This is a genomic window from Nostoc cf. commune SO-36, assembly GCF_023734775.1.
Classification (GTDB): domain Bacteria; phylum Cyanobacteriota; class Cyanobacteriia; order Cyanobacteriales; family Nostocaceae; genus Nostoc; species Nostoc commune_A.
The window spans coordinates 1,742,501-1,756,340 of the sequence record NZ_AP025732.1 but is presented as its reverse complement, the minus strand read 5'-3'; the positions used below and the strand labels follow the sequence as shown (position 1 = coordinate 1,756,340).

The 13,840-nt window shown below is 41.3% G+C and carries 13 protein-coding genes and 3 pseudogenes (1 of these 16 only partly in view); 12 read left to right on the top strand and 4 right to left on the bottom strand.

Annotated features, from left to right (window positions below; all coding sequences use genetic code 11):
* Nucleotides 1-16 precede the first annotated feature (16 nt).
* From ANSO36C_RS07705 to ANSO36C_RS07665, 9 genes and pseudogenes are all read left to right on the top strand, one after another.
* Nucleotides 17-1,678 carry a phage tail sheath family protein gene (locus ANSO36C_RS07705; protein ID WP_251959047.1) on the top strand — a complete coding sequence of 554 codons (1,662 nt, stop codon included), beginning with the start codon at nt 17-19 and terminating at the stop codon, nt 1,676-1,678.
* Nucleotides 1,679-1,802: 124 nt separating this feature from the next.
* On the top strand, nt 1,803-2,258 hold the full coding sequence (locus ANSO36C_RS07700) for a phage tail protein (protein ID WP_251959046.1): 456 nt from the start codon (nt 1,803-1,805) through the stop codon (nt 2,256-2,258).
* A 192-nt stretch (nt 2,259-2,450) separates the two neighbouring features.
* Complete coding sequence (locus ANSO36C_RS07695) at nt 2,451-2,945, top strand: phage tail protein (RefSeq protein WP_251959045.1); 495 nt, start codon at nt 2,451-2,453, stop codon at nt 2,943-2,945.
* Between the two features lie 11 nt (nt 2,946-2,956).
* Nucleotides 2,957-3,304, top strand: a complete 348-nt coding sequence (locus ANSO36C_RS07690) for a hypothetical protein (RefSeq protein WP_251959044.1) — start codon at nt 2,957-2,959, stop codon at nt 3,302-3,304.
* A 374-nt stretch (nt 3,305-3,678) separates the two neighbouring features.
* Entirely contained in the window at nt 3,679-4,062 is a 384-nt protein-coding gene (locus tag ANSO36C_RS07685; RefSeq protein ID WP_251959043.1) for a phage tail assembly protein, read from the top strand.
* The gene (locus ANSO36C_RS34180) at nt 4,005-4,208 is read left to right on the top strand and encodes a DUF6760 family protein (protein ID WP_323374572.1); all 204 of its coding nucleotides are present in this window, start codon (nt 4,005-4,007) and stop codon (nt 4,206-4,208) included. The genes ANSO36C_RS07685 and ANSO36C_RS34180 overlap by 58 nt, the downstream gene beginning before the upstream one ends.
* The gene (locus ANSO36C_RS07680; RefSeq protein ID WP_251959042.1) at nt 4,205-6,397 is read left to right on the top strand and encodes an FHA domain-containing protein; all 2,193 of its coding nucleotides are present in this window, start codon (nt 4,205-4,207) and stop codon (nt 6,395-6,397) included. Before ANSO36C_RS34180 ends, ANSO36C_RS07680 begins: the two co-directional genes overlap by 4 nt.
* 193 nt (nt 6,398-6,590) lie before the next feature.
* Nucleotides 6,591-7,543, top strand: a pseudogene (locus ANSO36C_RS07675) (CHASE2 domain-containing protein); the annotation flags it as partial.
* A 3-nt stretch (nt 7,544-7,546) separates the two neighbouring features.
* Nucleotides 7,547-8,770, top strand: a complete 1,224-nt coding sequence (locus ANSO36C_RS07665) for a serine/threonine-protein kinase (protein ID WP_251959040.1) — start codon at nt 7,547-7,549, stop codon at nt 8,768-8,770.
* Nucleotides 8,771-8,836: 66 nt separating this feature from the next.
* Here ANSO36C_RS07665 and ANSO36C_RS07660 read toward each other — a convergent pair whose 3' ends face one another.
* From ANSO36C_RS07660 to ANSO36C_RS07650, 3 genes and pseudogenes are all read right to left on the bottom strand, one after another.
* A complete protein-coding gene (locus ANSO36C_RS07660; protein WP_251959039.1) occupies nt 8,837-9,583 on the bottom strand; it encodes a creatininase family protein in 747 nt (248 codons plus the stop codon).
* A gap of 459 nt (nt 9,584-10,042) precedes the next feature.
* Nucleotides 10,043-10,315, bottom strand: a pseudogene (locus tag ANSO36C_RS07655) (cupin domain-containing protein).
* A 22-nt stretch (nt 10,316-10,337) separates the two neighbouring features.
* Complete coding sequence (locus tag ANSO36C_RS07650) at nt 10,338-10,697, bottom strand: Mo-dependent nitrogenase C-terminal domain-containing protein (protein ID WP_251959038.1); 360 nt, start codon at nt 10,695-10,697, stop codon at nt 10,338-10,340.
* A gap of 821 nt (nt 10,698-11,518) precedes the next feature.
* On the opposite strand from ANSO36C_RS07650, the gene ANSO36C_RS07645 reads away from it, so the two are divergent.
* Genes ANSO36C_RS07645 through ANSO36C_RS07635 form a run of 3 tightly spaced genes read left to right on the top strand, consistent with a single transcriptional unit; the run spans nt 11,519 to nt 12,838 of the window.
* Entirely contained in the window at nt 11,519-12,223 is a 705-nt protein-coding gene (locus ANSO36C_RS07645) for a DUF6444 domain-containing protein (RefSeq protein WP_251955366.1), read from the top strand.
* A gap of 16 nt (nt 12,224-12,239) precedes the next feature.
* Nucleotides 12,240-12,689 carry an IS66 family transposase gene (locus tag ANSO36C_RS07640; RefSeq protein WP_251959037.1) on the top strand — a complete coding sequence of 150 codons (450 nt, stop codon included), beginning with the start codon at nt 12,240-12,242 and terminating at the stop codon, nt 12,687-12,689.
* Nucleotides 12,686-12,838, top strand: a complete 153-nt coding sequence (locus ANSO36C_RS07635) for an IS66 family transposase (RefSeq protein WP_251960275.1) — start codon at nt 12,686-12,688, stop codon at nt 12,836-12,838. The genes ANSO36C_RS07640 and ANSO36C_RS07635 overlap by 4 nt, the downstream gene beginning before the upstream one ends.
* A 130-nt stretch (nt 12,839-12,968) precedes the next feature.
* Here the strand turns inward: ANSO36C_RS07635 and ANSO36C_RS07630 are convergent.
* Nucleotides 12,969-13,840 (bottom strand): annotated as a pseudogene (locus ANSO36C_RS07630) (protein kinase domain-containing protein); it runs 576 nt beyond the window's last position.

Here is a 13,840-nt window from a genome sequence, read left to right as displayed (position 1 = left end):
ACTTGGAGAAACTTTCATGGCTAGACTTGATTACTTTGCTCCTGGTGTCTACATCGAAGAAATTGACCGGGGTAGCCGACCAATTGAAGGTGTTAGCACAGCAGTAGCTGGATTTGTCGGCTTTACAGAAGACGTTCGCGGTGGGGCTGAGTTATACAAGCCCACACTAGTAACCACTTGGACGCAATATTTAAACTATTTTGCCCGTCCCAACTCTGACGGCTTCACCGACTTCAACGCCTATTTACCCTTTTCAGTCTACGGCTACTTTATGAATGGTGGCGGTCGTTGCTGGGTAACAAGCATTGGCACTCAGTTACCAGGCGCACCTAGACCAGCAACTCCAGAACCGGCTACTCTCAGAATCAACTCTAGAGGTAATCGTCCAGCCCTCCGCTTTACTTTGCGTCCTGAGCAAGCAGCAGGCGGATTAGTAAATCTCGTCATTATTGATGGTTCACCCCGCGCCCTACCCGAAGGTACTGAAGGAGAAGCGCCTCCAAATACGGGTGAATATTTCACCATTCAAATTCGTCGGGGAGATGAACTTTTAGAGCAATACGAAAACTTGACAATGAACCGCGAGCCTGCTGCTCAAACAGCGACTTATGCGCTGGCGGCATTGAGAAATTCGCTGTATATCACTGTAGAAGACATAACTCAAAGTGGACAGCCTTTAGCTCGTCGTCCCGTTAATGGTCAATATGAACTAGCGCCGCCGATTGTTGCTGCCACACCCGATAGATTTTCGCAAAATTTAGAAGGGGTTCGAGACGATCGCACCGGGGTACGGGGTATCTTTGAAGTTGATGAAATCACAATGCTGGCCTGTCCTGATGTGATGCGGGCTTATCAAGAGCAGATACTGAATTTAGATCAAGTTCATGGCATCATCGAACTGATGATTAGTATGTGTGAGGGTTCTGCTAGTGGCGATATCCCCAACCCGCCCAACCGCATGGTTGTACTTGATGCGCCACCGGATGCCGTTAAACCTCAACAAGTTGTGGAGTGGTTGAATAGGTTTAACCGTCGTTCGATGTTTGCGGCCCTTTATTATCCTTGGATTAAAGTACCTAATCCACGCGATCGCGGTAATCCAATTTTAGTACCTCCTTGTGGTCATGTGATGGGTGTTTGGGCCCGCACCGACGAAACCAGAGGAGTTTACAAAGCGCCTGCAAATGAAGTTCCCAGAGGCGTAATTGGTTTAGGCTACGACACTAACTTCCGCGAACAAGAACTATTAAACCCCCTGGGGATAAACTGCATTCGCAGCTTCCCCAATCGAGGTATTCGCATTTGGGGCGCACGCACACTAGTTGAGCCAGATAAAACAGAATGGCGTTACATCAGTGTGCGTCGGCTAATTAGCTATATCGAAAAATCCTTAGAATTGGGAACTCAATGGGTAGTTTTTGAACCCAACGACCAAGATTTATGGGCGCGTGTCACCCGCACCGTTAGTAACTTCTTAGAGCGCATCTGGCGTGAAGGTGCTTTATTTGGGGCATCTCCAGCACAAGCATTTTATGTCAAATGTGACGAAGAATTGAACCCACCAGAAACCAGGATTCTAGGACGTTTGTACATCGAAGTCGGTGTTTGTCCCGTTAGACCTGCTGAATTTGTTGTTTTCCGTATCAGCCAATGGAATGGCATTGAAGATAACGAATAGGGCATTGGAATTAGGGGATAGGTTACAGGTGACAGGGAATAACCTATAACCTGTAACCTATAACCTGTAACCCATTCCCCATTCCCAATTCCCAAATTAACTACACACAAAGGAATCTAAAAGTATGGCAGGCGAATTTTTAACCTCTTGTAAATTTTACTTCGAGGCTGATGGTATTACTGATAAATTTATCAAAGAAATTAGTGGGCTAGGCGTTGAAAACACTCCAGCGCAAGAAGTTCACGGTTCATCTAAAGGCGCTAAACTAATGCGCCAAGCTACACCAACTGTTGTGAAATTTACCAACATTACAGTAAAAGTCATCGCTACAGATGATATAGACCTTTATACTTGGTATCAAAAGTGTAACGAAGACATGGGTGATCCTCGTCAGTGGTCACAGAACCGTAAGACTGGTTCGGTGGTTGCTTATGACCAACAAGGCTCTGAAAAAGCACGCTGGAACATTGTCAATTGTTATCCATGTAAATATACTGGGCCCACCTTAACAGCCTCTGGTGGTGATATGGCAAATGAAACAGTTGAATTGGTTCACGAAGGAATTAAACGAATCAAATAATCGTAATTACGTAAAGCTTGCGGCATAGCTTTGCTTAGAGCGTAGCGGTAGCGAGGCCGCAAGCTTCATTACGAATTACGTTAGCGAGTCCGCGTTCGCTTTTAGCGTCTCGTAGAGAGCGTCATTACGAATTACGTTAGCGTAGCGGTAGCGAGTCCGCGAGCGTCATTACGAATTACGAATTATTTAACAGTGGTACAATCCGCAAGCCGAATTCCAGAAGTCCTTACAGCCCATCGGTTCTATCTAGAACTGACACTAGAAGGTCAAAACGATGCCAATTGTTTCTTTTTGGAGTGTCAAGGCTTCAAAAGAACACAAGAGGTAATTGAAATTACTGAAGTCACTTCTCAAGCCTGGGGTACAAAAGGGCAATCAAAAGGTCAGGTCGTGAGAACTAAGCTTCCTAGCAATCCCAAGAGTGGTAATCTCATTCTGCGTAGAGGTACTACCAACTCTATGGATTTTTGGAAGTGGTTCGAAAAAGTCCAGCAGGGTAATTGGTCACAGCAACGTAGGCTGGTTGCTTTATCTATTTATAATCAGGCAAATCAAGAAGTGGCTAGATTTGAATTAGCCGGTGCTTGGCCTGCAAGTTACAAAATTGCCGATGTCAACGCCCGCAGCCATGACATCGAAATTGAGGAAGTGGAGGTTGCTTTTGAGGAATTTAAACGCGTGAAGTAATTAGGAGGATTATGTTTCCCACAGAGTTTGAATTTACACTGCCAAAGGGGTATCTAGACTCTGAAGGCAACCTCCACCGCAAAGGTGTAATGCGGTTATCAACGGCGATAGACGAGATTGCACCTTTGCGTGACCCACGCGTTAAAGCTAATCCCGTTTATGCCACAATTATTATCTTGTCGCGGGTGATTACCCACTTGGGTGCTTTATCAGAGGTGACTCCGGCAATAGTGGAAAACTTTTTTTCCCAAGATTTAAATTACCTCCAAGATTTTTACCGTCGAATCAATGGGTTGGAAGGCGAAACTTCCATCCCAGAAGATACAGTAAATTCGCCCGAAGCACTTCTTCATAATTGAATTGGGCATTGGGGATTGGGATGAGGGACTAAGAGAATAGAAAAAAAACTCATTCACGAGTATCAAAGACTCATTCACGAGTATTAAAGACTCGTTGGCGAGTATAAAAGACTCATTAACGGAGTTCAAAGACTCGTCAGCGAGTATAAAAGGCTCATTCACGAGTATCAAAGACTCGTCAGCGAGTATAAAAGACTCATTAACGGAGTTCAAAGACTCGTCAGCGAGTATAAAAGACTCATTCACGAGTATTAAAGACTCGTTAGCGAGTATAAAAGACTCATTAACGGAGTTCAAAGACTCGTCAGCGAGTATAAAAGACTCATTCACGAGTATCAAAGACTCATTCACAATCCCCAATCCCCAAATTATCTATGCCCCGTAAGAAAGATACTCTCTGCACAGAATTTGCCTTCACTCTTCCTAGAGGATTGAGTGATAATGAACACCGAATACATCGTCATGGGGTGATGCGTTTAGCCACCGCCAAAGATGAAATTTTGGTGCAACAAGAGCGCAAAGTTCAGGAAAATCCTGCTTATGGTGTTTTGGTTATGCTTGCACGGGTAATTACTCGCTTGGGCAGTTTCAACTCTGTTAGTCCTGATTTACTCGAAGGACTCCTCTTACATGACATTGCCTATCTCCGAGAATTTTACAATCGAATCAATCAGCAAGGTAATGTACACATTCCGACACAATGTCCCCACTGCAATACTCAGTTTTCAGTGGAGCTAGAACTAGCGGGGGAGTCGTAAGCTACCCCTCTGATACTTTATATGAGGAGGTAGCTTTTATTGCTTATCATTTCCACTGGTCACAAGATGATATTTTAAATTTAGAACATACTACCCGTCAGCGCTGGGTGGCAGAAATCAATAAAATTAACCAAAAATTAATATGAAAGTAAAAGTTAGCTACTCACCAAATCTAAGTGAAGTCAATGAGGTTGACCTTACCATAGAAACTCCCAAGAGAGGAGAATGGCTAATAGGCCGTTCTCCTGATTCTGATTTACTCCTAGACAGCCCTGATATCAGTCGGGTACATGCTAAGTTTTTTATGAAAGGTGGAAATTACTACTTTTGTGACCTTGGCAGTAGAAATGGGTCAATATTTAACGGGAAACAAGCTGAAAAAGATCGACCATATTCTTTGAGCGATGGAGATGTTATTCGGATTGCAGATTATGTTTTGATTTTGGAAGCAGTTGTTCCCGTTTATGAGCAACCAGAGACAGTCTTTAGAATTATAGATCCTTCACTGTTTTCTCGGCCGCGATCGCCTGAAAATATCAGTGCCGCCAACGTTGCGACTCCACCCCCACAGGTAATCAACGAAGTTCCACAGCCAGTTAGCCAAGAAGTAGCAACACCTGAACTTAATGTTGTTTCCTTGGAAACCAGCGAAGTCTTAGAAGTTGTTTCTGCCCAAACTAATGATGTCATCCCGGTTGTTGAGATAATTGCCCCTGAAAACATAATTGAGTCACCAGAAGCAGCCAGCGAAGTTCCACACAATGTTCGTGATGAAATTGTGGATTTGCGTACATTGGTTGTACCAGAAGTCAGCGCAGATGGTGAGGAAGTAGAAGTTCCAGAAATCAACGAAGCTTTAGAAGTTTCTTTAAGTCAACCAAATGAAGCAGTAGCTGTACCTGAAAACATCATAGAAACTCCTGAAGAGGAAAGTCTTATTCTACAAGCAGCTAATGATGAGCTTGCAAACTTGGAAGCAGCACTGGCAGCAGAATCTACTTTTGTACAACGGCGTGATACAAGTGCTATTCCCGAAGCTACCTACAATGAAAATGCAGAGTTAGAGGCAGCACTGGAAGCAGAAGTTACCTTCGTACAGCCTCGTGATATTTTCGGCGAAGTTCCTGCACAGAGTGCCATTCCCAAAGCTACTGATGCTGAGAATGCATTTGAGGCGGCGCTAGCAGCAGAAGTTACCTTCGTACAGCCTCGTGATATTTTCCACCAAGTATCTGAGGAGGAAAGCGCTGTTCCAGAAGCTACTCATGATGAAACGGTATTGGATACGCTAGTCGTAGAAGGAATTAGTACAGATATTGAGGAGTTGGTCAATGAAGTTCCTGAATACGCCGATATTCAGCCGCAAAAAACATTGAACCAATTATTAGAGGAGAGTCAAGTTACCAACGATGTTAGCGATGAAGCGGTAGATTTAGATACGCCAGTCGTAGAAGGAAGTAGTACAAATGTTGAGGAGTTGGTCAATGAAGTTTCTGAATACGCGGATATTCAGCCGCAAAAAACATTGAACCAATTATTAGAGGAGAGTCAAGTTACCCACGATGTTAGCGATGAAGCAATAGATTTAAATACGCCAATTACAGCAGAAGACACCGCAAATGTAGACGAAGTAGAACTTAGTTACACTGCTGATAATACAGTTAATGAAGTTCCTGAAGCATCTACTGCACCTGATGATAATTTCCCGGAAGTTTTCAGCAATCAATACATTGATTTGACTAATACAAATACTGAAAAAATCAGTGTAGATGTTAATGATGTTTCTACACAAGAAAGTGAAGTTTCTGGGTTAGTTGATATTCAATCTTGGAAAATAATAGAAAGTGGATCTTCTGAGAGCGTCAGTCAAACTATTGAAGATGTTTCTGAAGTAGAAGTAACTCAACCTGATGAAACTCCAGAAGATATAAATGTCAGTGAACCTCCGCAAATGGTCATTGAAAGGAATATAGTACTCATCGCTCATGAAAGCAAGAAATCGGAACTTGCTGAATTTGTATCTCAGCATCAGGAGTTTTTCTCGCAGAGCTTTACAATTACGTGGCCATCTATTAGCGAAGTCTTGCATCAGCAAGCGGGGATAACTATTAGTCAACAAACACCCGCACCAACTTCTGGAGGATATCAAACAATTGCTTCATTGGTAGGAGCAGGAGAAATTTTAGCAGTTATTTTTCTGAGAGATTTGCTGCAACCTCAGACGGGTCACGCAAATGAAGAAGCACTGCTGAGATTATGCACTATTAATCAAGTTTTACTAGCAACTAATTTGCCAACAGCAGAGGCGATCGTGCATTATCTTAAACAGATATAAGCATACTTGATCATGTATAAACAACAAGATTCCCGATTTTTTGCAGAACTCGGGAATCTGAGTTTTGAGATTTTTATAAGTAAAATATGATTAATATATTTTTTGAAAAGTTGCAAATTGCATAGAATAATTTCAATGATAAAAATTAAGCTAAAAATATACGTATATTTTAAAGTAAAACCTATTTAAAAAAATGGTTGCAAATTTTAAAAGTTTATTTAGACAGCCAGTTGTTATTTCAAGTGCGATCGCTACTATTTTACTAGTCGGCATTCAAAAACTGGGGGTTTTCGAGCCTCTGGAAATGAAGGTCTACGACCAAATGATGCAATTACGTGCCGACCCAGGCCCAGACTCTCGTCTGTTGATTGTTGCTTTAACTGAAAAAGATATCCAAAAATGGAATTGGCCTCTCTCTAGTGAACTTCTAGACCGCCTCTTAGGTAAACTTGAAGAATATCAACCGCGAACCATTGGTCTAGATATTTTTCGTGACTTACCAGTACAGCCAGGTCATGAGAAGCTATTGCAACGCCTACAACAGAGCGATATCATCATTCCTATCTGCAAACATTCTGGCTCTAACAATCCGGGAATAGCACCCCCAAAGGGTGTTGAAGCAGAGCGAGTAGGATTTAATGATGTCGTAGAAGATACTGACGCTACAATTCGTCGTAACCTATTACTGGTAAGTGCAGAAGAGTCAGATTCTTGTCAAAGTACTTATTCTTTTGGCTTACAACTAGCACTCAAATACTTAGAAGTCGGAGGCATCCAACTAGAATTTACTCCTAAAAAAGAACTACGACTACGAGATACAGTATTTAAACCCCTACAAAGTAACGCTGGCGGTTATCAAAAAGCAGATACGAATGGCTACCAAATCTTACTTAACTACCGTTCGGGTCATCAGGTTGCCCAGCAGGTACTATTACAGAAGTACTTGCAAATCAAGTTAAACCAGATTTAGTAAAAGACCGCATCGTTTTAATTGGTTCAACAGCCAACAGTTTAAATGATATTTTTAATACGCCATTTGCTAGTGGAAAATCAGATAATTCTGGCAAAAAGGCCGGAATTGAAATTCACGCTCACAGCGTTAGTCAAATTCTCAGCGCTGTTCTTAACAAACAGCCTCTATTTTGGTTTTTGCCTGAGTGGGGTAAAATCCTTTGGATATGGGGATGGACTGTAGTTGGTGGGTTGCTGGTATGGCGAATTCAACATCCACTAGGCTTAGGATTAGCAGGAGCAACAGCACTTGCAGTATTATTTGGAGCCAATTTTTTCATTTTTACCCAAGCTGGATGGTTTCCAGTCATACCTTCGGCGTTGGGGTTAGTATTTACCGCCGGGAGTGCCCTTGCCTATAGTGCTTATCAAACCAAGCAAGAGCAACAAGAAATTACCCAACGGGTTCAAGAACACCAACAATTAATTGTGGAATTGCAAGGTCTTTTACGGCAGCGTGGCAACGCCTCAAATGAAGCGCCAACAGTAATTGTTGATTCCATCGGGCAAGAAATTACATTAGGCACACTACTAAACAACCGCTACAAAATTACTCAACCCTTGGGTTCTGGAGGATTTAGCAATACTTATTTGGCTGATGATATCCAGCGTCCTGGTAATCCGCAGTGTGTGGTTAAACAGTTGCTACCTCCCCACCAAGATGCAGAATATTTAAATGTTATCAGACGCTTATTCAACGCAGAAGCAGAAATTTTAGAAATTTTGGGTAAGCACCCGCAAATTCCCCAACTGCTAGCTTTTTTTGAAGAAAATCAGCAATTTTCTTTAGTCCAAGAATTTGTTCGAGGGCACGCTATGGATAAAGAGTTATCCTCTGGGATGCGACTAAAACAAGCTGAAGTTGTGGAAATGCTCAAAGAAGTTTTAAACGTACTTGTTTTTGTTCATAGCTATGGTGTAATCCATCGAGATATCAAACCTAGTAACTTGATTAGGCGAGAATCAGATCAACACATTGTTTTAATTGACTTTGGTGCTGTCAAGCAGATTCAACCTCAGCAGCAAGAAGCTCAGACAATTTCAATTGGCACTCCTAGTTATGCACCTTCTGAACAAATGAGCGGCTTGCCAAAACTCAACAGCGATATTTATGCGTTGGGAATTATGGGAATACAAGGTTTAACTGGAATAAATCCTAGAGAATTTCGCAGAGATACAAATACCGGTGAAATAATTATTCAAATTGAAGCTGATGCCAATCAACAGATTTGGCAACATTGGCGCGAACTAACTGATGCTACGAACGAGTTAGTTATTATTTTAAATAGAATGGTACATTTCGACTTTAGTCAACGATATCAGTCAGCAGTAGAGGTACTCAAAGCTCTCGAAAGTATCTAAATTCTCAAGATATTTTATGCAGAGACGCAATTTAACTCGCATCTCTACAGCGTCTTTCTACGACTTTTATCCCGCGTTCACAAATTCCAAATAACCACTGCTAAGTTCTTTCACCGCCAAGTCATAAAATTGCTTACCATGTTCAGGCGTTGCTAAGGCCGGATTTGATCCCATACGTCCATCTGGATAATGCACTCGAAAGTCAGCAGCGCTATAAATCCGATGTCCGCTTGCAACTTCTGGTGAAAGATATGCTTGCTTAATCGCATTTGGATAAACATACTGGGTGAGTGCTACTTCACTTGGCGTTGCATGAGAACCTTCTTGATCCCCATATAATTCTTTAGCTAGCTTATATACAGAACCGCACATAAACCAGTTTGCCACTTGACATTGCACCTGTTGAGCATTGGGAATCTGTAAATCTTCTAAATGCGCGTAAGTTTCGGAAAAAGCAGCTTTGAGGGTGGCGATATTACCACCATGTCCGTTAATAAAGTAGAACTTGCTAAAACCAGCTTTGGCTAAACAAGTTACATAATCTCGCACTACTTGAATTAAAGTGCTAGGACGTAGACTGATTGAGCCAGGAAAGGCAGTATGATGCAGTGCCATGCCCACATTGATTGTAGGGCCAACGATCGCACCAGTTGCATCACCTACACCAGCTGCGATCGCTTCTGCACAAATGGCATCAGTGCCAATTAACCCCGTTGGCCCATGTTGTTCTGTGGAACCAATAGGGAAAATAATCCCCTTTGACTGCTGTAAATAAGCTTCGACTTCTTGCCAAGTACTTAAATGCAGTAACATTTTTGATGATTTTCCTCAATAAAATTGCTGTGGGACAAAACCTTTCTCTGCTAAACTCCCACTAACATGATTATGAACTCTCTAGATTTTTTGTGGTGGCATAGCCTCTTGTAGAGAAGCGGCTTGTCGTAGACATCGTTATGATAAATTTCAATAATAAGATCCCCGACTTCTCAAACTAGTCGGGGATCAATGGCTTTCACATTTTTAGTTATCAGCCACCAACCTGGCAATAATTTTCTGCAAAATTTGGAGGAAATAAAACTATTTATTTCTATGAATATTCTTTAGAGAATAAAGTTGCAAGGAGTTTCGATAGATATATATAATTTACCGATTCTGCCACTTTCTCCTACGACAATCGCTGCGAACCTCCGCATAATACAAATCTAAATTTTCTTATGAGATGTTTTCTTCAGGATCATCAACTAGACAACGGGGATCAATCTTTTCTGTTAACTAATCAAAGTAATAATGTTTTTTACGTTGCTTGTAATTTCCCAGGTGCAGGACATGCCAGCAGGAAAAGTCACCAAATCGCCTTTACCCATTTGCACTGGCTGTCCACCATCAGGAGTAACAAGAACATCGCCTTCCAAAAAGTAGTAAGTTTCTTGAAAATCATAAGTCCAAGGAAATTTTGAGACTTACTTTTTCCAAATATCCCATTTAGAAACACCCAATTGATTGAGGCGTTCAAGTCTGAGGTTGATGCTCAATTTTAATTTCCATATTGTGTTTTCTCTAGTTATCTTCAGCAGTAGGATTGAATATCTTCTCCACACTGATCTACTAAATAACACAAAGCGCGAAAACGCAAGTAAACAAGTTCGTTATAAACCGGATTAAGTTTGCACATTGGCGGAATGTGCCCTATTTTGCGACCAAACAGCATGAGATCGCGCTCAAATGGACATTGAGCAGGAATCAATTTAACAATAAGTTTGGCTGATTTCCGATTCTGAATCTCAATTTTGTCCAGCCATTGACGTAATGGTTGCAGTAAATCTAATTTAGGTCTGGCAAATCGCTTTTTACTACCTTTTTGATTCTTTTCTTCTGAAAGGCTAACAAAAGCAGGCAGAAAAATACGTTGATTAATTGTTTTAAGCATAGTGGTAGGCAAGGTTTTCCTTGTGTAGATGAACTATTCGCCGATTGGCAATATTAATATGTAATCTGTTTAACTAATTTGCATTGTGCTTGTAAATTTAGGAACAAAAATAAGCACAAGGCAAATAATTTACATACATCTTTGGGGGGAAATTGTTTAACTAATTGTTATTTAAGCCCACCAAATCGGGAAGAACTGTCCCGTTAAATACAAAATAACAAAGAAAATATAAAAATGGCATTTCTTTAACTTATAGATTGCTAATCTACGAGATAGCAATCTTATATATTATATATAAATGCTTGGTTCCAAAACTGCCTAGTATCTAGAGATGGAGTTTGGGTAAGAAAAGAACAGTTTAGTTCTAACTCCATATAGACTTCGCTAGGATTAACCTCTAATATCTAGCGATTTTACGCTATTAAATATCTAATAATCTGTCTGGTATGTTACACTAACTAGCCTAGATATTATCTAATAAGTAGCAATAAATCCTTCGATAAGTTCCAGCTAACATACTTAGAATTTATACCATTTATAAGAATATTTTGTAATAAATGTATCGCGTGTAAGGACGTACAGTAGTATGCCCCTATCAATGTAGCGCTTCTCACTTGGGCGCAATACAATCTGAACCTCACTCCGTATTTGAGGCGTGCAAATATTCTCTTCTCCTTTGTAAGAAGAGGAGTTAGGGGCGAGGTTTAAAAAAGTAGTTTATGCAAAGGAGAACCGTTATATATATGAGATATTTTGTAACTGCCCAGGTAGGAAAGTCAGGGATATTCCCGTGAAGGGAGGAAAGATGGTAATGTTCAAGAATGAGTCCAGAAGAAAAAGATCAAAAAATAGAAAGGCTAGAGCTAGAGGTTAAGGCACTGCTGGAAAGGATAGCAGAGCTAGAGAGAAGTTTGGGACTAGATAGCCAAACAAGTTCAAAACCACCAGCCAGCGACGGACTCAAAAAGTCAAATCAAATACGGACAAAAAGTTTAAGAGAAAAAGGGAAGCGGCCATCAGGGGGGCAGATAGGTCATCCAGGGCAGACATTAAAACAAGTATTAGAGCCAGAGAAAATAGTAGAACATCCAACACCATGCTCATGTCCTGGATGTGGAAGTGATATTGGGGATGTAGGAATCAAAAAAATCATCAAGCGACAAGTATTTGATATACCAGCCCCACGCATCATCGTCACAGAACACAGAGTGGCAGTCAAAGAATGTCCAGAATGTAAAACTCTCCTACAAGGTAGTTTTCCAGAATCTGTCACAGCACCAGTACAGTATGGAGCCAGAATTAGAGCAGTTGCAGCTTATCTAAATCATCAACACTTTATTCCCGAAGACCGATTGAGTGAAGTGCTGCTAGATTTATTTGGTTGCCGAATGACACCAGGGACAATCGCAAAGACAACTTTGACTCTGGCTCAAATCATAGAACCAGTAGTAGCAGAGATGGCCTCTGAGGTAAAAGCAGCAGCAGTTAAACATTTAGACGAGACTTTCTTTGAGGATTGGTGGTAAAACCAATTGGCTGCACGTGGTTGCCACTAAAACACAAACTTGGTATCGAGTTTCTCCTCAACGTAAAGACATAGAAGTATTAGCTGATATCAAGGGTGTAGTAGTCCACGACCATTGGAAACCCTATTATCAACTCCTTGATGTCAATCACGCTTTGTGTAATGCCCATCATCTTCGAGAACTCAAAGCAATAGATGAAATCGAGCAAGAACCTTGGGCTAAATCCATGAACAAGTTGTTGCTTTTAGCTTGCAATTACAAGCATCGTTATCAATCAGGTATTCCCAAAAATGTTGTTGCTCGTCTGACTCAACTGTACGAGCAAATTCTACAACGAGGGCTGAGTTTTCACTCCTCTCAATCACCCCTAATCCGCAAAGGTAATCGTGGGCGGGTGAAACGACGTGTTGGTCATAACTTGTTGTTGCGGCTTCAAAATTTCAGAGTGATGTTTTACGGTTTCTGACACAACCTGATGTTCCCTTTACCAATAATCAGGCAGAACGTGACTTGCGGATGATGAAATGTAAGCAGAAGATTTCCGGTGGTTTTCGCTCCTTCGAGTTTGCGGTTTCATTCGCTAATATCCGTTATGCATCTTTCCACTGCTTCTAAGCAGGGTCTTAACTTACTGGAAGTTATTACTCAGGCGCTACTTGGTAATGTCTCTGTTTTTCTCGCCTCAATTACTACTAGCTAGGCAGTTACGATATTTTATGAAATGGTATAATTACAAAAATCTTTCTTATTTCTTAAAATATCTCAAGCCGTAACGATCTTGATATTTGCTGATATAGTCTACATTCTGTTGCTCTAATTTTGACAGTAATTTAGGTGGAAATGCTTTGCTGAATATATAGGACGATACCAAGGTTGCTTATTAAAGTAATCTTGTATTTCAGAAGTATCAAAACGGCGACCGTGATTAGCAAAAATCGAATTTCGCATAATATCTAGTTCAAAACCGTCTTTACCATCCAAATCTGCATCAGTTACAAGTCTTTGGGAAAGCCAGAAATAAGTACTGACAGCCGTGGTAGCATCTGCATTTAGGGAAGATGTAGATTGAGTTGGAAATGGGGTGGTTGGTATGAATTTAGGAGTTTCTATCACGGGGCTTGTGCCAGTTGACGGTGTTTCTAAAGGTAATACCGTTTTGTCTGCTGTAGGTTGAGAAGATTTTGTTAATACCTGGCTAATAATCACAGATGCACCGATTAGCCCACCTGCAATCAAACTACCGAAAAGGATATTATTCTGACTACTGCCTTGAGGGTTAGACTGTGGCTTGACAGGTGCTGTCTGAGGTGGCGGTGCAGAGACTATAGTCGGTTGAGTTAAGAGGGGTTGCGTCGGTGGAATTGGATTTGCTATGTTCTGCAAAGTATCCAGCATTGCTCTGGCTGTGGGGAAGCGATCGCGTGGATGATATGCGATCGCCCGATCAATTACTCCTGCCATAATTGGGCTAACATGACTCGCGTACTGTCGCCAAACAATTTCACCCGTCTGGGAATCCGTTTCTAGTTGTTGCGCCTGTTTACCAGTCAGCAAATAAATTACCGTCATTCCTAAACTGTATAAATCACTCGAATAAACTGGTCTACCTGCGGCTTG